Source organism: Variovorax sp. SPNA7 (assembly GCF_033807855.1).
Classification (GTDB): domain Bacteria; phylum Pseudomonadota; class Gammaproteobacteria; order Burkholderiales; family Burkholderiaceae_C; genus Variovorax; species Variovorax beijingensis.
This window is the reverse complement of sequence record NZ_CP138514.1, coordinates 1,020,250-1,043,757: the sequence shown is the minus strand read 5'-3', so window position 1 is coordinate 1,043,757 and position 23,508 is coordinate 1,020,250. Positions and strand designations below refer to the sequence as shown.

General features: G+C 65.6%; 21 protein-coding genes and 1 pseudogene. 6 read left to right on the top strand and 16 right to left on the bottom strand.

All coding sequences use genetic code 11. The features are described 5' to 3' along the window. Nucleotides 1-13: 13 nt before the first annotated feature. From RZE77_RS32705 to RZE77_RS32695, 3 genes and pseudogenes are all read right to left on the bottom strand, one after another. Entirely contained in the window at nt 14-1,477 is a 1,464-nt protein-coding gene (locus RZE77_RS32705; protein WP_319442828.1) for a UDP-N-acetylmuramoyl-tripeptide--D-alanyl-D-alanine ligase, read from the bottom strand. Next, nucleotides 1,474-2,163 (bottom strand): aspartyl/asparaginyl beta-hydroxylase domain-containing protein, encoded by a 690-nt coding sequence (locus RZE77_RS32700; protein WP_319442827.1) that lies wholly within the window; start codon nt 2,161-2,163, stop codon nt 1,474-1,476. Before RZE77_RS32700 ends, RZE77_RS32705 begins: the two co-directional genes overlap by 4 nt. A 349-nt stretch (nt 2,164-2,512) precedes the next feature. After that, a pseudogene (locus tag RZE77_RS32695) lies at nt 2,513-2,770 on the bottom strand (helix-turn-helix domain-containing protein); the annotation flags it as partial. Nucleotides 2,771-3,539: 769 nt separating this feature from the next. Here RZE77_RS32695 and RZE77_RS32690 point away from each other — a divergent pair. Continuing rightward, on the top strand, nt 3,540-4,445 hold the full coding sequence (locus RZE77_RS32690; protein WP_319442826.1) for an amidohydrolase family protein: 906 nt from the start codon (nt 3,540-3,542) through the stop codon (nt 4,443-4,445). 12 nt (nt 4,446-4,457) lie between these two features. Here RZE77_RS32690 and yccS read toward each other — a convergent pair whose 3' ends face one another. Further along, entirely contained in the window at nt 4,458-6,620 is a 2,163-nt protein-coding gene (yccS, locus tag RZE77_RS32685; RefSeq protein WP_405548001.1) for a YccS family putative transporter, read from the bottom strand. 109 nt (nt 6,621-6,729) lie between these two features. Continuing rightward, nucleotides 6,730-7,290, bottom strand: coding sequence for a MarR family winged helix-turn-helix transcriptional regulator (locus RZE77_RS32680; protein ID WP_319442824.1), 561 nt, complete (start codon nt 7,288-7,290; stop codon nt 6,730-6,732). 187 nt (nt 7,291-7,477) lie between these two features. Between RZE77_RS32680 and RZE77_RS32675 the strand changes: the two genes are divergently transcribed. Then, nucleotides 7,478-8,461, top strand: coding sequence for a tripartite tricarboxylate transporter substrate-binding protein (locus tag RZE77_RS32675; RefSeq protein ID WP_319442823.1), 984 nt, complete (start codon nt 7,478-7,480; stop codon nt 8,459-8,461). A 30-nt stretch (nt 8,462-8,491) separates the two neighbouring features. Here the strand turns inward: RZE77_RS32675 and RZE77_RS32670 are convergent, their stop codons facing one another. Continuing rightward, nucleotides 8,492-9,469, bottom strand: coding sequence for a tripartite tricarboxylate transporter substrate-binding protein (locus tag RZE77_RS32670; protein ID WP_319442822.1), 978 nt, complete (start codon nt 9,467-9,469; stop codon nt 8,492-8,494). Between the two features lie 29 nt (nt 9,470-9,498). Then, complete coding sequence (locus tag RZE77_RS32665) at nt 9,499-10,665, bottom strand: mandelate racemase/muconate lactonizing enzyme family protein (protein ID WP_319442821.1); 1,167 nt, start codon at nt 10,663-10,665, stop codon at nt 9,499-9,501. 105 nt (nt 10,666-10,770) lie between these two features. Here RZE77_RS32665 and RZE77_RS32660 point away from each other — a divergent pair, with 105 nt between their 5' ends. Beyond that, on the top strand, nt 10,771-11,670 hold the full coding sequence (locus tag RZE77_RS32660) for a LysR family transcriptional regulator (protein ID WP_319442820.1): 900 nt from the start codon (nt 10,771-10,773) through the stop codon (nt 11,668-11,670). Nucleotides 11,671-12,081: 411 nt separating this feature from the next. After that, on the top strand, nt 12,082-16,098 hold the full coding sequence (locus RZE77_RS32655; RefSeq protein WP_319442819.1) for an autotransporter outer membrane beta-barrel domain-containing protein: 4,017 nt from the start codon (nt 12,082-12,084) through the stop codon (nt 16,096-16,098). Nucleotides 16,099-16,442: 344 nt separating this feature from the next. Here the strand turns inward: RZE77_RS32655 and RZE77_RS32650 are convergent, their stop codons facing one another. Then, a complete protein-coding gene (locus RZE77_RS32650) occupies nt 16,443-17,717 on the bottom strand; it encodes a serine hydrolase domain-containing protein (RefSeq protein WP_319442818.1) in 1,275 nt (424 codons plus the stop codon). A gap of 9 nt (nt 17,718-17,726) precedes the next feature. Here RZE77_RS32650 and RZE77_RS32645 point away from each other — a divergent pair, with 9 nt between their 5' ends. Continuing rightward, nucleotides 17,727-18,122, top strand: coding sequence for a tautomerase family protein (locus RZE77_RS32645; RefSeq protein WP_319442817.1), 396 nt, complete (start codon nt 17,727-17,729; stop codon nt 18,120-18,122). Nucleotides 18,123-18,171: 49 nt separating this feature from the next. Here the strand turns inward: RZE77_RS32645 and RZE77_RS32640 are convergent, their stop codons facing one another. From RZE77_RS32640 to RZE77_RS32610, 7 genes are all read right to left on the bottom strand, one after another. Next, complete coding sequence (locus RZE77_RS32640; protein ID WP_319442816.1) at nt 18,172-18,471, bottom strand: DUF2314 domain-containing protein; 300 nt, start codon at nt 18,469-18,471, stop codon at nt 18,172-18,174. 58 nt (nt 18,472-18,529) lie between these two features. Beyond that, nucleotides 18,530-18,859, bottom strand: coding sequence for a toxin-antitoxin system YwqK family antitoxin (locus RZE77_RS32635; RefSeq protein WP_319442815.1), 330 nt, complete (start codon nt 18,857-18,859; stop codon nt 18,530-18,532). Between the two features lie 44 nt (nt 18,860-18,903). Then, a complete protein-coding gene (locus RZE77_RS32630) occupies nt 18,904-19,413 on the bottom strand; it encodes a DUF4303 domain-containing protein (RefSeq protein WP_319442814.1) in 510 nt (169 codons plus the stop codon). Then, nucleotides 19,397-19,606 carry a hypothetical protein gene (locus RZE77_RS32625; RefSeq protein ID WP_319442813.1) on the bottom strand — a complete coding sequence of 70 codons (210 nt, stop codon included), beginning with the start codon at nt 19,604-19,606 and terminating at the stop codon, nt 19,397-19,399. The genes RZE77_RS32630 and RZE77_RS32625 overlap by 17 nt, the downstream gene beginning before the upstream one ends. A gap of 59 nt (nt 19,607-19,665) precedes the next feature. After that, nucleotides 19,666-20,232 carry an SMI1/KNR4 family protein gene (locus RZE77_RS32620; protein WP_319442812.1) on the bottom strand — a complete coding sequence of 189 codons (567 nt, stop codon included), beginning with the start codon at nt 20,230-20,232 and terminating at the stop codon, nt 19,666-19,668. 39 nt (nt 20,233-20,271) lie between these two features. Beyond that, nucleotides 20,272-20,643: a VOC family protein gene (locus tag RZE77_RS32615; RefSeq protein WP_319442811.1), complete on the bottom strand. Its 372-nt coding sequence runs from the start codon at nt 20,641-20,643 to the stop codon at nt 20,272-20,274. Nucleotides 20,644-20,772: 129 nt separating this feature from the next. Continuing rightward, entirely contained in the window at nt 20,773-21,678 is a 906-nt protein-coding gene (locus RZE77_RS32610) for a LysR family transcriptional regulator (protein ID WP_319442810.1), read from the bottom strand. Between the two features lie 110 nt (nt 21,679-21,788). Here RZE77_RS32610 and RZE77_RS32605 point away from each other — a divergent pair, with 110 nt between their 5' ends. Beyond that, nucleotides 21,789-22,679, top strand: a complete 891-nt coding sequence (locus tag RZE77_RS32605) for an NmrA family NAD(P)-binding protein (protein WP_319442809.1) — start codon at nt 21,789-21,791, stop codon at nt 22,677-22,679. Between the two features lie 39 nt (nt 22,680-22,718). On the opposite strand, the gene RZE77_RS32600 is transcribed toward RZE77_RS32605, so the two are convergent. Next, nucleotides 22,719-23,249 (bottom strand): cytochrome c precursor, encoded by a 531-nt coding sequence (locus tag RZE77_RS32600; protein ID WP_319442808.1) that lies wholly within the window; start codon nt 23,247-23,249, stop codon nt 22,719-22,721. Between the last annotated feature and the right edge of the window lie 259 nt (nt 23,250-23,508).

The window sequence follows — 23,508 nt, the reverse complement described above, 5'->3', positions numbered from 1 at the left end:
GCCACTGACGGTTTCATACCGACACTTGGTCCCGGTGAACGGGAGGTTGGGGCAACTGTCCCGACAGCAGCCTCACGACGTTGGTCAGCCCGGTGCCATTGGAGCTCTTGACCAGCACCACATCTCCGTCGCGCAGCCATGTCCCGACGGCCGGCAACAGTGCCTTGATGTCCGCGTACCAGGCGCCCGGCACGTCCGCGCTCAGTCGCTCCCACAAGGCGCGCATCTGCGGACCGCACAGCAGCACCCGGTCCGGATGGAGGGACCGGATCTCGCTCTCGAGTTCGAGGTGCATGGTCTGCGCGTCTTCGCCCAGTTCGAGCATGTCGCCCAGCACCAGCAGGCGCGATGCATTCGGCACTGCATTGCCGGCATCGCGCATCACATGCAGCGCGGCGCGCATCGACGCCGGATTGGCGTTGTAGGACTCGTCCCAGACCTGTATCCGCTTGCCCGCGTGGACCACGTCGCTTCGTTGCCCCCGACCGCGCAGTGGCTCGAAGCTCCCGAGCCGCTGAGCCGCCGCGTGCACGGGCAGCCCCAATGCAGCGACCGCGGCCAGAACTGCGGTGGCATTCATCGCCATGTGGCGTCCCGCGGCACCCAGCTCGAACGCGAGCTCCAGACCCAGGATATCCACGCGAACCATCGATCCTTCCACGTCCAGCAGCCGTGCGTCGACCCCGGGAAGACTGCCAAACCGCACCACCCGCAATCGGGCCGCCAGCGCTGCGGCTTCGAAAATCGCGAACTCCGGCATGTCGGCGTTGATGACGGCGATACCACCCGGTGTCATGCTCCCGTAGATCTTCGCCTTCTGCCTGGCGATAGCTTCGACGCTGCCGAAGCGCGCGACGTGGGCTGGCGCGATGGCCGTCACGATGGCAGCGTGTGCTTGCATCAGCTCGCTGCAGATTTCCATGCGCGTGGCAGCCACCTCCTGTACCCAGAAGGCGGCCTCGCGGTTCATGGATGCGAAGTTCCAGGCAATGCCATAGGGCGAATTGGCGCTGGTACGGCTGCGGTCGCTCTCGCCCGCGCTGGCCAATGTATGCGCTGCCATCGCGACGGTCGAAGTCTTTCCAACGCTACCCGTCACCGCGACCACCGTACCGGCGAAACGGCGGCGTGCATCGGCTCCCAGTGCCGCCACGGTCTCGCGCAGATCCTTCACCGCCAGCACCGGCCGGCCTTGGTGGGCGTACGACTGCGCCTTTTCCGACTGGGCGATGACGCCGGCCGCATATGGAAGGAGGCGCCCCACTACGGCAGGATCCAGCCCGGCAGCGCCGGCCTGCGCCAAAACCATCTGGCCTGGCTTGAATTGCGACGACTCGGCACATATGCCCAGGGCACGCCAGGCATGGTCTGCGGGCGCAACGAGCCAGCTGCCGTCCGTCACATCGGCAAGTTCTGCCGCCGTCCATCCGGCATCGGGGGCGGAGCTCCCCGGGGCCGGTTGCGCATTCGCGCTCATTGGACGTCCGTCGGCTGTCCGGACGGCTGTCGGCTTGCCGCAGGAAAGGCTTCGAATTCGGAGGAGGTATCTGGCCGGATTACCGGCAGCCACGGCTGCGTGAGTCTCTCGAAGGCCGGATTGGTGCCCAGCCCCATCAGAAGATGAACCCGATTGGACGGCTCATCGCTGCGATTGACTGCCCTGTGGTTCACGTCCACGCGTACCAGCCAGGCCGAGCCATCGGCGGGGAGATGCACGCTTTCCATGCTGCCATCGGCGCGCTGCCACTCGAAGAAGCAGTTGGGATTGGTGATGATGGGAATATGAAGGCGCCAGGTTTCCTTGGCGGCGTCGTTGTGCAGCGGCATCTCCGCGCCCTCGCTTTCGAGTTGCATGATGCGGACACGATAGGGTTTGAGTCCCGAGGTGCGCAATGCATCCATCACTTCGGCCAGGTAGCCTGAACAGGCATCCGTCGGCTGCACGCCGCGCACATTCGGCTGGGCGCCCGAAATTCGCCGGATCCCGTCTTCCAGGGTGCCGTCGCGGCTTGTGACGGCCCAGCCGATGTAATCGACCCGGTTGTCACGGTAGGGCGTGGACGGCAGTTTCTTGACGTGCTCCAGGAAATGGGCCCGCAGTGCTTCGGCGTCGATCTTGAAGTCGGCCAGCTTTGCAAACATGACGTCTTGAGATTGCTTCATGGTGTCTTCTCGTCTCTCCGCGCCGAGCAAAAAGTCACCCTTCTTGCCCCGATATACATTTGAAAACACATACTAGCATTGCCCGCGGAAGGCGTAGCCCGCCGGCTTCTCGGGATTTGCCCTGCGGAGAGCGAACCAGAATCGAGGGCGGTCTCGTTAACTTGAAACTTGGGCCAACTCAATCTTGCGAGGCTCATTTGACCCGGGTGAATTACGTGATCCCTCGATTGTTTGATTCCGCCGATCTCTGACCCTAGATTTCCATTTAATACTGACCCACCCGCTTTGTGAGCCCGAAGGCCTCACGATGTGGATAAGTGCTTGGTGTTCTCCTTTTTAGGTTGGGTGTGTGGATCTGCCGCAGATTGCGCCGCTGTTTCCGCGATTTGGTGGCCTCGATCGCGAGCCAGGTCGCGAGCTTCTCGGCATAGGGATCGAGCTTGCTCGAGCTCGCCCGCTTGGCGTAGCGCGGCGCTTCTTCGCCCGCTCGCAGGTACTTCTTGACGGTGTTGCGAGACAGGCCTGTACGCCTGGCTATCTCGCGGATGGACATCTGCTCGCGCAGGGCCCAACGTCTGATGACACTCAATGTCGCCACGTCTATCACTCCTAGGATCCCCTGCTTTAAAAATGAGCAGGGTAGAGTTTTACGTGGGTCAGTCTTAGACGGAAATTACTGCGTTTAGAGGGTCAATTTTCGGCGGCAATCAACAAGGAGATCATTTACGATTCGGTCACTGCCCTCGCGCCCCCTTCGCGACTTCCGTACTTTGATGCCATGCTGATTTACTCAATCGATTTCGTTAAGCCGTTGGTAATGCAATCGCAATCGTGCGCGCCCCCTCGTCAGTGCTGACCAGAATGTCCGCGCCACTAACCCGCCGGGAGCGAAGGCTCTACCGAGTGATCCTTTGGTCGACGGCCAGCATCTGGTATGGCTGTCTACTTGCATACTTCGTGCTTCCTGGCTGGGCGAATCACGCGACTCTTTTTGAGGCCTGCCTTTTGGGCGCTAATACGATAGTGATGTTCGGCTTTGGTTGGGCCCTTCGCACCGACTTGCGGATCATTCGGGGCGTGCCTTGGCTTCTCAATGGGCCGACGGACCCAGAAGACTGTTGAAGAGCCGTCTGAGCTTCCGGTTTCGACTAGCCGCATATAGCTATCGGGCAGCGGATCACTGCAACACTAGTCCAACTGTAAGGTCGCACGCCTTCCTAAATCTCGCAGCGCAAACGCCTGTTGTTGCTCCTCTCGGGCGGACCATGTAGGCAACTCACGTGGCGATTCGGAATTGACATCCGGGCTGTTCGGCTTCCTCTCGCCGCACGGCTCGGCAGCTTCAGAATAGGCAGGGTTCCACCCTCACGACACACATGAGAGCCATCCCGCCCCTCGCGGCCCTTGTCCTGTCCACCTGCCTTGCCGTGGCGCCCCAGGCCTACGGCCAGGCCGCCCAGAGCCCGCCCTACGCCGGTCCGCTGTTCGACACGCACCTGCACTACAACCAGGAAGCCTGGGACGGCAACACAGGGCCCTATCCGCCCGCCGAGGCGCTCGCGCGCATGCAGCGCAACAACGTGACGGCCATCATTGCCAACTCGCGGCCCAACGCCGGTACGCAAACGCTGGCCGCCGCGCGCGAAACCCGCGCCGCGGGCGTGACCGTGGTGCCTTTCGTGCGGCTGTACCGCAACCGCGACGACTACAGCAACTGGTTCCGCGACGAGACGATCCACGACATGGTGCAGGCCGAGCTCGCGCGCGGCACCGCGAGCGGGCCCTACCGCGGGATCGGCGAGTTCCACCTGTACGACAGCGCCAATGCCAACGGTCCGGTGGCCAAAAAGCTGATCGCGCTGGCGGAGCGGCAGAAGCTCGCGGTGCTCGCGCACGTCGACGACGTGGCGATCGACCTGTTGATGGCCAACGCGCCGTCGAAGGGCCGGGACCTTCGGCTGATCTGGGCCCACACGGGCATCGGCGGCGCGCCCATCGAGCGGGTGCAGGCGCTGCTGGAGCGCTATCCGCTGCTGATGGGCGAACTCTCGTACCGGCCGGGCCTGACCTGCGAGGGCGGCAGGCTCTGCCCCGAGTGGCGCGCGTTGATCCTCAAGTACCCGGAGCGCTTCATGGTCGGCTCCGACACCTGGGTGAACCAGCGCTGGAGCGCCTACGACGAGATCATGCGCGGCTACCGCACCTGGCTCGGCGACCTGCCGCCCGACGTGGCGCGGCGCATTGCCTGGAGCAACGCGGCCGCGCTGTTCGACCTGCGCTGAGCGTTCGGCCGCTCAGTTGCCGGCGGTGCCTTCGGGCAGCGGCTGCAGCCATTGGGCGGCCTGCTCGCGCAGCGTCTCGATCTGCTGGCGGACCAGCGCGAGCTCGGTCCGGAAAAGCTTCGCTGCATGATCGCCGGCATCGCTCCACTGGGGCGCTGCTTCCGGCGGCGCAAGATCCACGGGCTCAGCTACGGCTTCCGGTGGGCCACCTTCCATGTACGACGCCAGCGCATCGAGCGCCGCCGCGGCGCCCTCGGCTTCCGCGCGCAGCGTCTCCAACTGCTGCGGCGCAGGCAGCGCCACGCGGTGCGCGCCGAGCGCCGAGAGGTAGCTCAGCAGCGTGTGCGACTGGATCAGGAAGCGCAGCGCCGTGCCCGCGCGCGGCCGCACGAAGCCGGGTTCGCGGAACATCTCGAACACGGCGGTGGACAGCGTCGCATCGGCGTTGTGGGCGTTGCGCCGGGCGAGCCGGTAGGCCAGGTCGTCGCGCGCGCCCGAGCGGTACTGGCCAGCGATCTGCCGCAGGTAGTGCGCATGGTTGCGCAGCGCCGCCGCTGCCAGGTCGCTGAAACGCCGCGCCTGCCAGTGCGGCAGCACCAGCACCATCGCGAGCGCGGCAATCAGGCTGCCGATGGCGGTGTCGATCAGCCGCGGCACCATCAGCATGTCGCTGTCGCCCACCTGGTTGAAGCACATCAGCACCAGCACCGTGACGGCCGCGGTCGCCAGCAGGTAGCGGGTCGCGCGCGTGGCGAAGAAGAACACGCCCGCGGCCACCGCCAGCAGCGACTGCGCCCAGGGCTGCGGAAAAAGCACCAGCAGCGCCCAGCCCGCCACCACGCCGATCGCCGTGCCCGCGATGCGCTGGCCGACGCGCGACACCGTGTCGCCCCAGGCCTGCTGGCAGACGAACAGCGTGGTCAGCAGGATCCAGTAGCCGCGCACCGGATGAATCAGCAGCATCACGCCGTAGCCGGCCACCAGCGCCACCGCCAGCCGCAGCGCATGGCGGAACAGCGCCGAGCGCGGCGTGAACTGGCGCCGTACGCGTTCCACCATCTCGCGCGCTGAACGCGGCGAGCGGTCGAACAACCCCATGTCGGCGCGCCCGGCGCGGGCCGAGGGCTCGGTGGCGCCGGCGAGCTGCCGCTCGAGCTGCGCCAGGTTCCACGCCATGGCCTCGACGGACGCGAGCAGCGCCGCCCGGCGCGGTTCGCGCAACTGCTGTGCGCGCTCGTGGTCGATGGCGCTGTGCAGCTCCGCGAGCGCATGGCCGGTGGCGGGATCGGCGGCAAAGGGTTCGCGCCGCTCGATCGACAGGGCGAGCCGCCGGCAGGCCTCGCCCTGCAGCGTCAGCACGCGCTGGCAGCGGTAGAGCAGGTCGCTGTGGAAGAAGGCATCGGCCAGCGCGTTGTAGTCGTCGTGCGAAGAGGTGGCGCGCTCGTGCACGTCCTGCGCTATCAGGTAGAGGCCGCGGTAGCGCGCGATGCGGCCCGTGGGCGCGCGCGTGCTGCCGATGCGCCGGAAGATGCCTTCCTTGGCGGCATTGAGCCCGGCCACCACCTGCGTGTTGAGCTGCGCGAGCGACAGTCGCTTTCGCTCCATGTCGATGCCGCGCAGCGGCTCGAAGAGCGAAGCCTTGAAACACACGTAGTCGCCCAGCACGCGGAACAGCCCCGCCAGCTGCGCCTGCACCGGCTGCGCCGGGAAGAGCGTGCACCACGCCACCGAGAACACGCCATACCATGCGGCGCCCGCCAGCAGCAGCAGGGCCTCGTGGAGCCGGCCGGCGCCGCCGGGCGCGGCCACGCTGCCGTCGATACCCAGCATGGCGTAGACCGCCAGAATGAGCGTGGCGAAGCCGACGGCCTTGTAGCGCGGCTCGATCGCACCCAGCATCGTCAGCGAGAACGCGGCCAGCGCCAGCCCCGGGACGAAGAGCACGGGGTGGTCGATCCACGCTACGACCGCGAACGCCGCCGCCGCGAAGCACAGCAGCGTGACGGCCTGCGCGCGCAGCCGGCCCCGGCCGCTGTCGTCGGTCTCGGCCAGTGCGCTTGCAATGGCACCCAGGAACAGCGGCGTCATGGCTTCGGCATGCCCGCTGAGGCTGCCGATCGCCATCAGGCTGCCGAGCGTGAGCAACACCCGCAGCGGCTGGGCGCGGCCCGCCATCCAGCGAAGGCGCTGGTGGAAAAGATCGAGGGAGAAAAGAAAAGGCATTGCCATCGTTTTGCACGATGCGTGCCAGCGCGCGGCCTGTGCTGCGGCCGCATCTGCAGGTTCAGCCCGCCTCCGGCCAGCGGTGCCGGGTGCCGCCCGCGCGCCGGTCGGCCTTCTCCGCCACCACGCCCTGTGCGCTCAGCGCGCCGGCGCGCTGTTCGAGGTGCTGCAGGCACTGCAGGAACACGTCGAGCTGCGCGGGCGCGATGCCCGCGAGCAGATCGGTGTTGAGCGCCGCGATGCGCGGGAACACGCGCTCGAAGAGCTCCCGGCCCGAGGGGCTCAGCCGCACGTGCACGCCGCGGCGGTCTTCCTCGTCCTGCCGGCGCGACACCAGCTTCTTCTCGACCAGGCTGCGCAGGCCGCGCGAGGTGCGCACGCGGTCCAGCTGCAGGTGCGCGGCCAGCGCCGAGGACGTCATCTCGCCGTGCTGCGCGAGCGTGCCGATCATTCCCCACTCGCGCCGCGTGATGCCGAAGCCGCCCTCGACCAGGCGCGTGGCCATGCCGCTGGCGGTGCGCACCGCGCGCGAAAGCCGGTACAGCAGCAGCTCGTCCAGGGAGCGGGGCGCGCACAGGGCGCTGGCGTCGGGAAAGGCTTGCATGCCTTGCGTGTCGTGCATCAGGTCGGGCCCGTCAAGGCGGTGTCGTTCGCGCGCCGCGCGCGGAAATGATGGATTAGATCAACTGTTTGTTGCGTGCGTATAACCATGTAACAAATGACACGGGAAGAAACGAATGTGGGCCGGCGATTGTCGCCGTGAAGTCCTGCGCGCGCCCGGTCGCCACCACTGCAAGCAGGAAGATCCGATGACCGCATTCCTTTCCCGGCGCAAGCTCACGGCATGGTGCCTGGCGCTCGCCGCCGGTGCCGCCGCTCCCCTGGCCCATGCCCAGGCGCCCGCGCTCGATGGCGCGCTCACGCTCGTGGTCGGCTACACCGCCGGCGGCAGCACCGACCGCATCGCGCGCCTGGTCGCCGAGCGACTGGGCCCCAAGCTCGGCGTGGCCGTCACGGTGGAGAACCGCCCCGGCGAAGGCGGCCGGCTCGCGGCCAAGGAGGTCAGGCGCGCGCCCGCGACGCAGAACGTGCTGATGCTCGGCAACCCCGCGGTGATGGTGGTGGCGCCGCTCGTCTTCAAGGACGCGGGCTACGACGCCGAGAAAGACTTCGTGCCGGTGTCGCAGGTCAGCAGCTACGACTTCGCGCTGGCCGTCGGCAACAAGCTGCAGCTCGACCGCGCGATGTTCCTGGTCGGCCGGCTCTGGGCGCATCCGGAAGAGGCCGTCTTCGGCGTGCCGGCCACCGGCAGCCTGCCGCACTTCTTCGGCTTGATGGTGGGCGACGCGCTGAGCGTGCAGCCGCAGATCAAGGGCTACGGCGGCTCGGCGCCGCTGTCGGCCGACCTGAGCGGCGGCAGCCTGCCGATCGCCATCGACACGCTCGACTCGCTCTACGGACAGCACGTGGCCGGCAAGATCCGCATCCTGGCCGTGTCGGGCAAGAAGCGCGTGAGCTTCGCACCGAACATTCCCACCTTCCGCGAGGCCGGCATGAAGATCGATGCCGACGGCTGGAACACCTTCTTCGCGCCCGCCTCGATGCCCCCGGCCAAGGTGCAGCTGCTGTCCACCAGGATCCGCGAGGTCATGCAGGACCCGGCGCTGCAGAAGGCCGCCAATGCCGCCTACATCACGCCCATCGTGAGCACGCAGGCCGAGACCGTGCAGATGCTCAAGGCCTTCCGCCAGCAGTGGGAGCCGGTGGTGCGGCGCTCGGGCTTCCAGCCCTGAGCGGTCGGTCGGCCTGCTGCCCTCGCCGCATCAGTCGGCGTATTCGCCGGCGTCCTTGATCACCTTCGACCACCGCGCTTTTTCGGCCTCAAGGTATTTCCTGTGGCCGGCAGGGTCGAGGCGGTCGTCATTGACGACCGTGAGGCCGAGCGCTTCCTCCCGCTTGATCAGGTCAGGATCCTTCAACGCGGTGCGCAGTGCGGCGTTGAGCTTGGCGAGCACTGCGGGGGGCGTGCCGCGCGGTGCGTACAAGCCGTGCCAGACCTGGACGTTGAAGTCCTTCAGTCCGGCTTCAGACAGGGTCGGCGTGTCCTTCAGCGCCGCGAGCGGCAGCCGCTGCAAGCTGGTGATGCCGTAGACCTTGACCTTCTTGCCCTCGATCTGCGGCACCGCGTTGGTCGCCTGTTCGCACATCACATCGACCTGGCCGGCGATGAGGTCCGTCATCGCCGGCGCGGTCCCCTTGTAAGGCACGGGCGTCATGCTCGTCTTCAGCGCGCCCTGGAGCATCAGGCCGCACAGGTGCGATGCGGAACCGATCCCCGCATTGGCGAGGTTCACCTTGCCGCCATTCGACGCGATCCACTGGCGCAATTCCGCGAAGCTGCCGGCAGCGAGGCTCGGCTTGCCTATCAGTACCGAGGGCGCTTCGTTGACAAGACCCAGGGTTTCAAAATCTTCCGGCACCTTGTAGCTGAGCTTGCGGTACAGGGCCGGTGCGGTGGCCATGCCGATGTGGTGCACCAGCAGCGTGTAGCCGTCCGGCGCGGCACGGGCCACCTTGGCCGAGCCGATCGTGCCGCCCGCGCCGGCGGCGTTGTCGACGACGACGGTCTGGCCGAGAGGCTTGCGAAGCGCCTCGGCCAGGTCCCGGGCGATCTTGTCGCTCGGGCCGCCGGCCGTGAACGGGACAACCAGCGTGACGGGCTTGTCCGGGAAGTCTGCAGAGGCCAGCGTGGCCGAAGCGAGAAGGACGATGCCAGCGCTGTAGCGCCAAATGCTTTTCATGGTGTTGTCTCCTTGGTGGGCCATCTGCTTCAGGCTGAAAGCGCCTGCATCTCGCGGTACAGATCGGCCTTGCCCTCGAAGCCGATCCCCGGCAGATCGGGCAGGGTCACGAAGCTGTTCTCGACCTTCACGCCATCCGGGAATCCGCCGAACGGCTGGAACAGGTCGGGGTACGACTCGTTGCCGCCGAGGCCGAGCCCGGCCGCGATATTCAGCGACATCTGGTGCCCGCCGTGCGGGATGCAGCGGCTCGCCGACCAGCCATGCTCCTTGAGCATCTCGAGCGTGCGCAGGTACTCCACCAGGCCGTAGCTCAGCGCGCAGTCGAACTGCAGCCAGTCGCGGTCGGGGCGCATGCCGCCGTAGCGGATCAGGTTGCGCGCATCCTGCATCGAGAAGAGATCTTCGCCCGTGGCCATCGGGTTCTTGTAGAAGTTGCGCAAGGCTGCTTGCAATTCGAAGTCCAGCGGGTCGCCCGGCTCCTCGTACCAGAAGAGGTCGTATTGAGACAGCGCCTTGGCATAGGCGATGGCGGTCTCGAGGTCGAAGCGCCCGTTCGCGTCGACGCAGAGCTTCTGGCCGTCCTGCAGCACTTCCATGATCGAATCGATGCGGCGAAGGTCTTCGTCGAGCGAGGCGCCGCCGATTTTTTTCTTGACGACTGTGTAGCCGCGGTCGATGTAGCTGCGCATCTCGTCCTGGAGCTTCCTGTGATCCTGTCCAGGGTAGTAGTAGCCGCCCGCCGCGTAGACGAAGATCTTGCGGTTGGGCTTGCCGTCTCCGTAGCGGTCCGCCAGCAACTGGAAAAGGGGCTTGCCTTCGATCTTGGCCACGGCGTCCCACACCGCCATGTCGATCGTGCCGATCGCCACGGAACGTTCACCATGGCCGCCCGGCTTCTCGTTGGTGAACATCGTGTTCCAGATCTTGTGCGGGTCGAGGTTGTCGCCCGTGTCGTCGACGAGCGAAGCCGGATCCGCTTCGAGGATGCGCGGGATGAACCGCTCGCGCATCAGCTTGCCCTGGCCATAGCGGCCGTTCGAATTGAAACCGTAGCCGACGACCGGCTTGCCGCCCTGGATCACGTCGGTGATCACCGCGACAAGACTCAGTGTCATCTTGCTAAAGTCGATGTAGGCGTTGCGGATGGGCGAGCTGATGGGAATGGTTTTCTCGCGGATTTCGACGATCTTCATGGTTGGCTCCAGGGGGTGTTTGGCTGAGAGCCTCCATGGTCCGCCGCACGGGATTTTTGGGCCAATGCTCCTTTTCGCTGCTTCCATGCACTGGACGAACCGCACATGAATCTGATCTGGCTTGAAGACTTCGTGGCCCTGGCTGCCACGGGAAATTTTTCGCGCGCCGCGGAGGACCGCCACAGCTCCCAACCCGCGTTCAGCCGGCGCATTCGCGCGCTGGAAGAGTGGATCGGCGCCGAGCTTTTCGACAGGAGTTCGCAACCCGCCAAGCTGACCGAAGTCGGCGAATGGTTCATCGGTGTGGCACAGGAATTGATCGCCAGAGTCGCGCGGGTGCCGGGCGACGCCAAGAAGGTCGCCGAGGCCAGTTCGGTCACCTTGCGCATCGCGTCCACGCATGCGCTGTCGTTCACTTTTCTGCCGCGATGGTTGCGAGGCCTCGAATCGAATACGACGCTTGGGCCGGTGCAACTGATGTCCGACGTGCTCCAGCGTTGCGAAGCACTGATGCTGCAAAGCAAGGTCCAGTTTGTGTTGAGCCACGCGCACAGCAAGGCGCAAGGGGCGCTGGATGCAGAGCCGTACAGGTCGGCCCGGATCGGTGAGGATCTGCTGATCGCGGTGTCGGCGCCGGACGAGGAGGGCAACGCGCGCTATCAGCTCGCGCGCCAAGGCGGACCTGCAGTACCCATGCTCCAGTACACGGAAGAATCAGGACTGGGACGCATCATGCGCGCCGTGATCGGTCGCAGGCTGGAGTCGGTTCCGGCGCAGGCCGTCTTCACCGCCCATCTCGCCTCTGTCCTCAGAACAATGGTGCTGGACGGCAGGGGGATCGCGTGGTTGCCCCTGACACTGGTGCAGGACGATATCGACCAGGGCCGGCTTGTCGCCGCGGCGAGCAACGATTGGGAAGTTCCCTTGGAAATACGGCTCTATCGCGACAGCGAGCTTTTGGGAAAGGCTGCGAACGCGTTCTGGAATGCCGCGATTGGAGTGTGATCGCGGGCAGTTGGACGAATCCACGATGTAGACCTCTTTGTGCTGCATTGCGGACGTCCGTCGCGGAGGCCCCGTAAGGCAGCAGTTGGGCCCTTTGCAGACATAGACATCGGCGGATAGCAGCCGCTCGGTACCTGCTGGTGCCGAGCGCGGAAGTGCACGCTGCGACAAGGCATCAGGCGCAGGTATAGCTGGCAGCGCCGACCACGTCGAAGTCCGCCGGGCAGGCGACGCCCTTGCTTTGAAGAGGAGTTTCGGCAGGGTCAGCAGGTTGGCCTTGGCGTCTTAGGGGCGAACGATCTCCCTCAGCAGAAGCGGTGGCGATGTCCATTACTACTTTCGGGTAGTTGAATCGTCTGTTGCAAATGTTACATTGCGCCCGTTTTTGCCCTTTTGTTGAGGATCGTCGGAATGAACCGTACTTATCGCGTTGTGTGGAACGGCGTGCTGGGTGTCTGGCAGGCCGTGTCGGAGCTTGCTGCATCGCCTGCGCGGCGCTCGACAGTCGAAGGAAGCCGCAAAGCGAAGCGGCTCGCGGCGGCCGCGTGCCTGCTCACGCTGGTCGCCGTGTCCGGCGGTGCCTGGGCTCAGGCTGCGGGCGGCGAGACCTTCGTCGGCCTTGGCGGCACAGGCGGCCGGGGCGGCGCGGGCAACGGCAGCGGCGGCGGCGGCGGCCGCCTCGGTGAGTTCCCCGAGACCAACGGCCTGGCTCCGTCGGGCGGCACGGGGGGCGCTGGCGGCATCGGCGGCGGCGGGCTTGGCGGAACGGGCGGTGCCGTGGGGGCGACCAGCGTGGCCGGCTCGGTCACGGGGGGCTCGGGAACCGGCGGCACGCCCGATGGGGATCCGGTCTACGGCGGTGGCGCCGGCGGTGGCGGCGGTGCGGCCGTGTACACATCCGACACGGGCATCACCGTGTCGGGCAGCACCACCCTGCGGGGCGGCAATGGCGGTGCCGGCAGCGTCGCGCGGCTGGCCGGCGGCGGTGGCGGTGGCGGCGCGGGCCTGCAGTCCACGGCGGCCGGCGTCAACCTGAACAATGTGGGGCAGACGATCGGCGGCAACGGCGGCGCGGGTGGTGTTGGCCAATGGGCCGGCGGCGGCGGTGGTGGCGGCGACGGCATCGTGCTGCAAGGCGGCGGCGCGACCGTCGCCAACAGCGGCGCGTCCGTCGGCGGTGCCGGAGGCATCGGCACCGTCAGCGGCGGGTTCACCGGGACGTCGTCATTCGGCGGCGAGGGCGGCGCGGGCCTCGCGCTGGAGTCCAGCAACAACTCGGTTTCCAACACCGGCTCGCTGACGGGGGGCGCGGGCGGTGCCGGCGGCATCGCCGTGCGTTTCGGCGTGGGTGGTGCGGCGCTGCGCGTTCGGGGCGACTCGAACACCATCGTCAACACGGGGACGCTGATGGCCGGCATGGGCGGCGACGGTGCCACGCGCGGCGACGCGGTACGGATCACCGGCAACGACAACCGGCTCGAACTGCGTGCCGGCTCCTCGATCACCGGGCTGCTGAGGGTGGTTTCCGGCACCGGCAACGTGCTGGGGCTGGCGGGCGACACGACCGACGGGACCACTTCGCTCGACGCCGCCACCTACAGCGGCTTCGCGCGCTACGAAAAGACCGGTGCCAGCACCTGGACGCTGACCGGCATCAACACCGGCCTGACGCCCTGGTTCGTTCGGGGCGGCGCGCTCTCCATCGCCGACGATGGCGCGCTCGGCAATTCGAGCGGTGGGCTCACGCTCGACGGCGGCGCGCTGAACGTCACTGGCGACACCACCGCCACCCGCACGGTTGCACTGGGCCCGGGAGGCGGCACCTTCGATGTGAACCTGGTTCGCACGCTGATGCTGAACGGCGAAGTCTCGGGCGACGGAGCGCTCCTGAAGACCGGCCGAGGCACGCTGGTGCTGGGCGCGGCCAATTCGTACACGGGCGGCACCTCGGTGGCAGCGGGCAGCCTGCAGGCGCTGGCGACCGGCGCGCTCGGTACCGGGCCGGTGTCGGTGGCCGGCAACGCCTCGCTGCTTTTCGGCGGCAATGCCGACGCGGGCGGATTGACGATCACTGCCGCCGAGCGCGGCCCCCTGCCGACGGACAACGCCGGCTTCGTGCAGTTCGGCGGCAGCAGCTCGGCGGGGAATGCCCGCCTCGTGATGAACAGGGATGCGTCGGCCGAGTTCAGGGACAACGCCTCCGCCGGCAACGCCGTCATCGAGAACCGCGGCGGACTGACGAACATCGTGTCCAACGCCACGGCCGGCAGCGCGCGCATCACCAACTTCTCCGGCGGTCAGATCAATCTGCTGGACGACGCCAGTGCGGGCCAGGCGACATTCATCAACGAAAGCGGCGGCCTGATCGACATCTTCGACCGCGCGACCGCCGACCAGGCCACCGTGGTCAACACCGCGGGCGGACGCCTGCGCATCCGTTCGCTGACGGCGGCGGGAATCTCCATCGGCTCGCTGTCCGGCGCGGGGGATGTGATCCTCGGCGCCAAGACGCTGAGCACGGGCGGACTCAACGGCGACACCGAAGTCTCGGGCGTGATCTCGGGCACCGGCGGCTCGCTGGTGAAGGTGGGCACAGGCACGCTCACGCTCTCGGGCGCGAACACCTACACGGGCGGCACCGCGCTCAAGCAGGGCCGGCTCAACCTCGGCCATAGCCAGGCGCTGGGCACCGGCGCGCTCGCGATGGACGACGGCACCACCCTGGGCTTCAGCGCCGACGGGCTGACGATCGCCAACGCGATCCAGCTCACGGGCAACAACGATCCGGTCATCGACACCGGCGCCTTCAACGCGACCCTGAGCGGGGCGATCAGCGGCGGCGGCTTCATCACCAAGGAAGGCACGGGCACGCTGACGCTGTCCGGCGCCAACAACTACACCGGCGCCACCAACGTCGCGCAGGGCACGCTCAGGGCGGGCGCCGCCAACACCTTCAGCGCGGCCTCCGCCCACAGCGTGGCCTCGGGCGCCACGCTGGACCTCGCAGGCTTCAGCCAGACAGTGGCCTCGCTGGCCAACAGCGGTACCGTCTCGCTCGTGGGCGCAACCGCGGGCACCACGCTCACGGTCACGGGCGCGTACGTCGGCAACAACGGCGTGCTCAGGCTCGGCACCGTGCTCAACGGCACGGGACCGTCCGACCGCCTGGTGCTCGACGGCGCTACGGCATCCGCAAGCGGCCGGACCACGGTGCAGATCGCCAACCTCGGCGGCCTGGGGGCGCTCACCAGCGGCAACGGCATCGAGGTGGTCACCGCGAGCAACGGTGCCACCACCACGGCCCAGACCACCAAGGACGCGTTCAGCCTGGCCAACGGCCACGTGGATGCCGGCGCCTACGAATACCGCCTCTACGCGGCCGACGCGAACGGTGCCGGCGAGAACTGGTACCTGCGGTCGAGCGCGATCGCATCACCCGCGGCTCCCACGCCGGTGATCACCTACCGCGCCGAAGCCTCGCTCTATTCCGCGCTCCCCGGCCAGCTGCGCCAGGGCAGCCTCGCGATGCTCGGCGACCTGCGCAAGCGCGTGGGCGACGACGATGTGAAGGGCACCACGACCACCCCGGCCGGCTCCGATCGCCGCGCCTGGGGCCGCGTTCTGTCCACCGACGTCGACATCCAGCAAGGCGGTGCGGTATCGCCCACCAGCAAGGGCCGCCTCACCGGCTTCCAGGCCGGCACCGACCTGCTGGCCATGCCCAACTGGCGCGCGGGCCTCTACGTCGGCCAGCTCGATGGCGACGCCAGCGTGCGCGGCTTCGCCAGCGGCATCCTGAACCTGGCCGTGGGCCGCAACGACCTGCGCAGCCAGTACCTGGGCGTCTACGGCACCTACACCAGCGACAGCGGTTTCTACGCCGATGTCGTGGTGCAGTCGGGCCGCCATCGCTACACGGTCGAGCCTCTGGCGAGCCTGGGCGTGAGCGGCAAGGGCAACAGCCTGCTGGGCTCCATTGAGGTGGGGCAGTCCTTCGCGCTGGGCGGCAGCGGCTGGCGCATCGAGCCGCAGCTGCAGCTGATCCATCAGCACATGGATCTGAACAACTCCGCCATCGTCGGCGCCGTCGTCCAGCCTCAGGCCGACAGCGGCTGGATCGCCCGCGCGGGCGTGCGGGTCAAGGGCGAGATCGCCACGGGCGTCGGCATGCTGCAGCCCTACGGCCGCTTCAACGTCTACCGGACGTCCAGCGGCGCGGACATCGCCCGCTTCGTGAACGGCGCGACCACCACCGACATCTCCGCGCCGACCGGCGGCACGAGCACCGAACTCGCGGGCGGTTTCACGCTCGCACTGGGCCAGTCGACCAGCTTCTACGGCGAAGTCGGCAAGCTCTGGGCGAGCGGCGGCAACGCCAGGATGAAGAGCTCGATCAATGGATCGCTGGGTGTTCGGGTGAAGTGGTGAGGCTCTACGGTTGGGCGACCACAGCCGCCTGGCCTTCATGCAGATGTACTGTACGTGGCGTACAGAGCATCCTTGCCGTCTCTTCGGGGGCCGGAGATCCAGTAGTGCTCGCCTGTCTCAACGTCGAAGTAATTCGACGACTGAGACCTCGAATGAATCATCCCCGTCTTGCAGTGTCTGCGTCAGCATTGGAAATTGTTCCTCGTGGGTCATCGGTGCATTCAAGGGGAGGTGCAGGTGCACGAATTCTGTCGCACGGCTGAACGGCCGGTCATGACCGGCCGCAGGCGCATGGCTTGCCGCCGAAAAAGGGATCTGCCGTTGCCTGGCTATGCGCAGCAAGCTCACCGCTCCCCCGTCCGACAGGGTGCTGCGGCCAACATCCGCGCTGCGCGCAGGAATGCCGCCGGACCAACCCAGCTGACATTCCAGTTGCCCGCGACCGGCACTTGGCGCTTGTGCGCGATAACCATCTCCCGTTTTGGCACCACGAGGATGTACTGGCCATGCACACCCCACGCCATGTACGCGCCGCTCAGCGGCGAACCTTCTGGCTCTTCGAGCAGCCACCACAGATAGCCATATCCGAAGCCGCGCCGTGCCGTGTGCGGCGGATGCATCTGTGCAGCGGGGGTTGTCTGGCTCGTCATTTGTTTGATCCAGTCGGCCGGCACCAGTTGCTGGCCGCGCCAGTTGCCCTGGCGCAGCATCAGATAGCCAAGACGAGCCATGTCGCGCGCGGACAAGTAGAAGGGGTAGGCCAGATGCTGCGAGCGCCGCGCGTCGCCACTGCGTGCGTGGCGGGCCAGGTCGAAATCTTCCAGCTGTAGAGGCGTGGCCAGATCGTCCGCGAACGCCTGGTAGATGTCTCGCCCGGTCAGGCGTTCGAAGATGGTGCCCGCGGCGTTGAAGTCCCAGTTGTTGTACAGAAAGTAGCTGCCAGGCATGTGCGAGCCACGTGGGGGCGCTGCCGCCGCGTCGTCGCCGCCGTTGGCGGCCGCGTGATAGACGCCCGAACGCGCCGCGAGCAGGTCGCGCAGCCTGGCCTGCCGCTCGATGGGCAGCAGGCCGTCCACATCGTCGATGCCCAGGTCGGCCAGCGTGCGGTCGAGGTCGATGGTGCCGTTGGCCACGTACTTGCCGTACATCATCGAGAGCACGCTCTTGCGCACGGAGAACACGATGCTGACGGCCTGGACCGGGCCCTCGCTGAACAGCACGCGGCCGTCCTGCACCGCCATGAGAGCGGTCGTATCCAGCGTGCGCACGTAGTTGCGGGCGGCGTCAAGGTCACGGCGGCAGGCGCTGCCTGGTTCAGCCTCGGACTCTGCCAACCAAGATGCGCCCGGGAAGACCGCTGGCGCAGCAGGCGTTGCGGTGGCGCATCCGAAGGGCAGAAACAGCGTGACGACACATGCGCGGCACAGTTGCCATGCCGGCCCGGAGCAGGCTCGCTTTGCGGACTTCTTGTCGAGGGATTGGCGTGAGTTTCCGGAGGGCGCGTGTTGAATCGGCTGAGGCATGAGGCTGCCATTCTCGCGAACCAGGCGGGTGAAATGCGCGAGGGCTATCATCATTTTTGATGGTCCCTGGCGGAATGCGAGCGTCAGATTTTTCAAGGAAATCCTGTGCCTTACCTGCAACTCGACGTCAACGACAGCTATCCAGAGGACTTGAAGCAACAGCTCGCGGCTCGGATGTGCGAGACCTATGCTTCGATGATGAGCGTCGATATTCGGCGGATATCCGTAGCGATTCGCGAATTGGGCACAGGCGGTATCTGGCGCATCGCCGAAGTGGGCACGGTTCCTGTTCCCGTTTCCTTGCTGATGCTGGACATCCGCCGGGGCCGGCCAGCCGAGCTTCGGATGGCGCTAGCCAAAGCGTTGTGCGCTCATTGCATCGAACTGATGGGCCTGCGTGAGGACCGATTGAACGTCGAGTTCACTCAGCACGATGGCGACGAGATGTACCACCCCACACTGGGTGGCTTCAGCCCAGACTGGAAGCCGGGAGAAACCTGAGATCGACATCCGTTCAAATGACGATGCTGGCCGGCAGCAGCAACACCCGTCACTCGTCTTCGTAGATCTGAATGATGTGCTCTGGGCCGAATGGGACCAAAGCGCCGATCTGCAGTTCGTCCGTGGACACCGGCTGATTATTCAGCGAACCGACGTAGCCGGTAGCGGTGACTTCCTCGACGATCACCCACATCCGTTCAACGTCAACTGTCTCGTCATGCTCGATGCGAAACACCAGCTTGACGAGCTGACCAGGCTGGAGGCTGGCTCGCTGCTCCCGAGGAGGGATGTAGAAGGTCTCTGGCGCTTCCTTGTGCAGGGCCTCCCCATCATCGAGTTCGAAATACACAACTGTCCTCCTTGCTTGGGCGAATGACTGGTTCCCGGCGGTGTCTTACCGAGCGATGTCAGAAACTGGGACCGTCGTCGTGCTTCGTCGGAGGCTGTTCACTTCCGTCGGAGCCCCAGAAGCGCCACGTCCCGACCTCCTGGCCGTGGTGGTAGTTGCCTTCGGACGCCAGCTGGCCGTTCGCATGGAAGTCGCGCCAGGCGCCATGTTCCTTTCCTTCGAAGTAGCTGCCTTCGGAACTCATGACGCCGTTCTCGTGGTAGGCCACGAACAGGCCATGTCGAATCCAGCGGGAGCCGTCAGGTGCCATGTAGCGCGTGTAGCGGAACTGCAGGCTCCCCGACTCGTAGGGAATTTCGGCAAGATGGAGGTCGGCTTCCGAGGACATCAGCGCATTGTGAAGGCAAGGCAGTTGAATCGATCAACAAGGCCTCATTCTGCGTACTCGGACGAGTAGGCCAAAAAGACCGCGTCGCTGTTTAGTTCTCTGGCCGACCTGTTCATCACTGGATCCGCCGAATCGGCGAGCCAAAGCACTACAAACCGACGATCCGTTCTGGGGCCAAAAACATTGCGCCCCTCAAGAATGACAAGCGCCTCAAATGCGGCCTCGAGGATTCCATCGCGTTTGGCGTCGAACGACAAGCCTCCGCGATCATGGATGCTCGCAATGATCCGATTTACTTCCCCGAACAGGCCGAAGTCATCCCATATCAACCACTCCTGTGGTCCATACCGGTAGTAGTTGTGCAGTGGATCGTCAACTCTGACGGGAATCTTCTCGTTGGAATTTGCCACCGGACCGATGCTCGTCACTGAATCATCAGTGTAGAGGCTGTATCCATACAGATCCTGACTGTTGCACTGCGCATGGAGCCGGCTGTAGTGCGCCTCCGTCGCTGACAGCAGAGCAATCTTCAACTCGTCAAATTGGTGATTCATACACGACGTCCAGCTTCTGGTCTTGATCGAATCGGAACTGAAAACCGGAGGCTTGTGCTGCAGCCCAATAAACATCCTCAAGGTTCTCGTGCGACCGGTCGAAATCGTAGACGACCTGCATGTCGTGTGCATCCAGGACTTCAACAACCGCGTCATCCTTCAACTGCCGCCCCAGCAGCGACTCGAAATCCATAGAAGCTCCCTTGCTAGAACCAAGAAACCTTGCTCGTTGGTCTGGTGCCCCGAAGCTGGTTAGTCGACGTCTTCGACTTGCACCAATTTTTCGATGAGGTCGCTAAATGACCTGGCAACAAGGTAAACGTTCTCGTAGCCACGCCTCTTCTTCGGCAAGGAGCCCGCCGCACGCAACTCCAGATAACGCTCAATGGACGGCGCCAGCTGGAAAGTCCGACGAAATTGTTCATCGGGCCAAGTCCAGCGCTGCTGTGGGTCATGAAAATAGATGCAGCCGGTATCGTCCCCTGTGCATTTCATCCACAGCATGCCACCCATCAGATCAGAAGCAACCGCAACAACATCTGGTGCTCCATCAATCATCCTCGTAGCTTGTCGGACATCATCGGACCGACCTGGTTGCATGAATCCGTAGAACTGATCAACAGGGGTCAGATCTCCAAGCGGTGTAGGCTCCATGAATGGACAGGTTGCATTCACCAGTGCGCCTCCATGGGCTGCAAGAAAGCCGCGATAGTCCGCGGGGAGATTGAGATCAAACTCTCTTTCGTACTCCTCGACGAGCGAGAGCGAGGGAGGCAGGGCCCAAGAGGGCAACTCAAGGTTCAAGTGTTCGATGTTCATGGCCACTCTCGAAGGAACGCTCCTGGCCGCCAATTGCCATCAAGCCCCGATAGCACGATGCGCTCGGCTCGAGATGCTGATGGAGTTCTTGTCGAGGTCCTTGGCATTCGCGAACGCATACCCGTTGGCTTCGTGCACTGTACCGAATACGAGACCTTGAAGCTTGGCTTGTGCGGCAAAGGCTGCCACGTCGCTCACATGAAAGCTCAGCTTCACGCCTACTTGTCCAAGCTTCACGGACTTGGCTGCCTGATGGATGAGCATGCCAGCACCGCCACCCGGATGCTTCAACTCGATCAGGCCCTCGATGACCTCGCCATTGGTAAGGAAGCCGAAATGCCGGGCATAGAAAGCAGCAGACTTCTGCATGTCTCTGGCGTAGATGACGACGGTTCCTAGTGGTGAATCCATGCATGCCTCTTGTTGTGGATAGGACGCCAAGCGTCAGCTCCAGTCGGTTGCGGCCAGTGATGAGCTCGATGGTGCGTGTTCATCGGGGCCATTGTGCTGCGAAGCCAGTCGTCTTCGGCCTGCCGCACCTTACGAACCCGCAGATCGCACCGCTTCCTTCGCAAGATCGATGAACGCGCGCGTCTTCGCGGGAGGAGCGATGTTGCCCGGATACGCCGCGTAGAGAAACATGCGTCCCGACGCCCAGCCGGGAAAAAGACGAACGAGGCGTCCGGCTTCCACCTCGGCGCGCAGATCTGCCGTACTGGGGAAAAAGGAGATGCCTGCGCCCTGGCTCACCAGTTGCAGCACGGCGTCCGTGCTCGCCGCCGATATCGAGCCGCGCAGCTTCACGCGCACCTTGCGGCCGCCGCGCTCGAAATCGATGGACCACGGGGCGGGCAGCAGCGACAGCGCGATCCACTCGTGGTTCGCAAGCTCCGCGGGCTTGCGCGGCGTGCCGTGCCGGGCAAGGTAGCTGGCCGCCGCGACAGTCCAAAGCCCGAGTTCCTCGAGCACGACCGCACGAAGGCCCGAATCAGCCATTGGTCCGACGCGGATCGCAAGATCGAAGTGCTCGGCGATCAGGTCGAGCTTGCGGTCCGTGGGCACATAGTCCACGCGCATTGCGGGATAGCGTTCGCTGTAGGTCGCGATCCAGCTGGCGACCATGCCGGCCGATCCCTGGGGGCTGGTGAGCCGCAACGTCCCCGAAGGCTGCGCATGCCCGGTGCGCGCCCGCTCCATCGCAGCCTCGGCGCCGGCCAGCAGCTGACGGCAGTCGGAGAGAAATGCCTCGCCGACTTCGGTGATCGCGAGCTTGCGCGTGGATCGCTGCAGCAGCTGCGTGCCCAACTCCCGCTCGAGCACCGCTACCGCCTGGCTGACTGCGGACTTGGTCGTGTTCAGGCGTTCGGCAGCCGCAGTGAAGGTTCCAGCCTCGGCGACTGCAACGAAGGCCTCCAGGCGGGCAAAGGAGATGGCAGGAGCCTTCATGCGATTGTTCTCCAGAACTGGACAATGAATTCTCCCGCAGGCGCTTTCTGAAAACAACCGCGACGCGCACCATGGCACCCATCGCAACATCACCCTTGAAGGGAACTGCCATGTACGTGCTCCTCGGCTCCAACGGCAACGTCACATCCAAAGCCGCGGCACTGCTGCTCGGACAAGGGACACCGGTACGCGTTGTCGGTCGCAATGCGGGATCGCTCGCCTCCGTCAAGACTGCGGGTGCGGACATCGCGGCTGGCGACATCGGCGATGCGGGCTTCCTGGCCCAGGCATTCGCCGGCGCCACGGCTGCCTACACGATGATCCCTACCGACTACGCAGCGCACGACATGGCGGCCGAGCAGGATCGGCTGGGCAATGCAATCACGCGCGCCATCGCTGCGGCTGGCCTGAAACGCGTCGTGAATCTGAGCAGCGTCGGCGCGCACCTGGGCTCGGGGAACGGCCCGATCGCGGGCCTGCATCGGCAGGAGCGGCGCCTGGATGAACTCGCCGGTGTGGACGTGCTGCACCTGCGGCCCGGTTACTTCTTCGAGAACCACCTGATCGCGATCGAGATGATCCGGACCATCGGCGCGTATGCGGACATGACTGCGCCCGATGCACCGCTGCCGATGGTGGCAACCGCCGACATCGCGAAAGTCGTGGCGCGCGAGTTGCGTGCGCCTTCAGGCAAGGGCAAGCGCGTGCTCCATCTGCGCGCGCCAAGCCTCTACACGATGAAGGAAGCCACGGCGCTCCTCGGCGCGGCCATCGGCAAGCCGGATCTCGCGTATGTCCAAGCCGATCCGGAACAGGGCAGGGCAGCGCTGATGCAGCAGGGCTTCTCCGCGAACGCCGCCGCGCAGCTCGCGGAAATGAGCGTGGCCTTCTCCACGGGACGCCTCGATGGCGAGTACGACAAAGGCCCGACCGAGATCACCTCGACGACGCTCGAGGATTTCGCGGCCACGGTCTTCAGGCCGGCTTTCGAGAAGACCTGAGGGGGTCCTGCGCACGCCACTGCGAACCGCGTTGCATGATCAGCCGGGGAACTGCACCACCGGGCCGCCAGGCTTGGTACCCGGCGGTACAAAGGCGGGTGCCGGGTCGCCGCCGCGACCCAGCGAGCGGGTGTAGACGTAGATGGCCTTCAAGTCCGCGTCGGTCATCGGGCGCACGTTGAACCATGGCATGGGCGGGCGGGGTGTCATGGTGCGGGCATGCTTCACCCACTGCTGCTTGCTCATGTCGGCCATGAACAAGCGCAGGTTGACCGGATACGTCGTGCCCCAAGGGCCGGACCAGCCCAGGGCGTCGCCCGTCAACCACAGCTTTTCATCGACCTCACCGTTCTTTGCGGCGTAGCCGGGCGTGTGGCAATCATTGCAGCCCGCGATCATCACCAGGTAGCGGCCACGCTGGATCTCGCCCTTGCTCGCCTTCTGGCTGCTGCCTGTTTGCGCCCCAGCCAAGGCTGAGGACAGGAGGAGGGCCAACATGGCGCTGGTGCGCGCGACGCGGCGAATCAGGTGAGCCGTCGGAGCAGCATGTGGACTCATGCGATTCTTCATTGGCTGGCTCCCAGGCTTGGCGTTCATGTCGAAGTAGACATGGCACCACGGTAGCGATCGGTTCTGAACCGCGCATGGGCGCTTTGTCCTATTTCTGCCTAGGCGCTTTGTCATGGGTGGCTATCCACGCGCTGGCGCGACGATGCCGCGGCACTCGCCAAAAAGCCGATGCACTGGAGGTCCTCAAGTTCACGGTAGCCGCGCAAGAGTGTGCAAGGAGCCGCCGGGGGGTTTACCCCAGTGCCAAACCCTTTGCAAA

What these genes read in the sequence shown, in the direction of transcription:
- RZE77_RS32705 (WP_319442828.1), bottom strand. Translation starts at nt 1,477, where the DNA reads ATGAGCGCGAATGCGCAACCGGCCCCGGGGAGCTCCGCCCCCGATGCC.
- RZE77_RS32700 (WP_319442827.1), bottom strand. Translation starts at nt 2,163, where the DNA reads ATGAAGCAATCTCAAGACGTCATGTTTGCAAAGCTGGCCGACTTCAAG.
- RZE77_RS32690 (WP_319442826.1), top strand. Translation starts at nt 3,540, where the DNA reads ATGAGAGCCATCCCGCCCCTCGCGGCCCTTGTCCTGTCCACCTGCCTT.
- yccS (WP_405548001.1), bottom strand. Translation starts at nt 6,620, where the DNA reads ATGGCGGGCCGCGCCCAGCCGCTGCGGGTGTTGCTCACGCTCGGCAGC.
- RZE77_RS32680 (WP_319442824.1), bottom strand. Translation starts at nt 7,290, where the DNA reads ATGCACGACACGCAAGGCATGCAAGCCTTTCCCGACGCCAGCGCCCTG.
- RZE77_RS32675 (WP_319442823.1), top strand. Translation starts at nt 7,478, where the DNA reads ATGACCGCATTCCTTTCCCGGCGCAAGCTCACGGCATGGTGCCTGGCG.
- RZE77_RS32670 (WP_319442822.1), bottom strand. Translation starts at nt 9,469, where the DNA reads ATGAAAAGCATTTGGCGCTACAGCGCTGGCATCGTCCTTCTCGCTTCG.
- RZE77_RS32665 (WP_319442821.1), bottom strand. Translation starts at nt 10,665, where the DNA reads ATGAAGATCGTCGAAATCCGCGAGAAAACCATTCCCATCAGCTCGCCC.
- RZE77_RS32660 (WP_319442820.1), top strand. Translation starts at nt 10,771, where the DNA reads ATGAATCTGATCTGGCTTGAAGACTTCGTGGCCCTGGCTGCCACGGGA.
- RZE77_RS32655 (WP_319442819.1), top strand. Translation starts at nt 12,082, where the DNA reads ATGAACCGTACTTATCGCGTTGTGTGGAACGGCGTGCTGGGTGTCTGG.
- RZE77_RS32635 (WP_319442815.1), bottom strand. Translation starts at nt 18,859, where the DNA reads ATGTCCTCGGAAGCCGACCTCCATCTTGCCGAAATTCCCTACGAGTCG.
- RZE77_RS32630 (WP_319442814.1), bottom strand. Translation starts at nt 19,413, where the DNA reads ATGAATCACCAATTTGACGAGTTGAAGATTGCTCTGCTGTCAGCGACG.
- RZE77_RS32625 (WP_319442813.1), bottom strand. Translation starts at nt 19,606, where the DNA reads ATGGATTTCGAGTCGCTGCTGGGGCGGCAGTTGAAGGATGACGCGGTT.
- RZE77_RS32620 (WP_319442812.1), bottom strand. Translation starts at nt 20,232, where the DNA reads ATGAACATCGAACACTTGAACCTTGAGTTGCCCTCTTGGGCCCTGCCT.
- RZE77_RS32615 (WP_319442811.1), bottom strand. Translation starts at nt 20,643, where the DNA reads ATGGATTCACCACTAGGAACCGTCGTCATCTACGCCAGAGACATGCAG.
- RZE77_RS32610 (WP_319442810.1), bottom strand. Translation starts at nt 21,678, where the DNA reads ATGAAGGCTCCTGCCATCTCCTTTGCCCGCCTGGAGGCCTTCGTTGCA.
- RZE77_RS32605 (WP_319442809.1), top strand. Translation starts at nt 21,789, where the DNA reads ATGTACGTGCTCCTCGGCTCCAACGGCAACGTCACATCCAAAGCCGCG.
- RZE77_RS32600 (WP_319442808.1), bottom strand. Translation starts at nt 23,249, where the DNA reads ATGAAGAATCGCATGAGTCCACATGCTGCTCCGACGGCTCACCTGATT.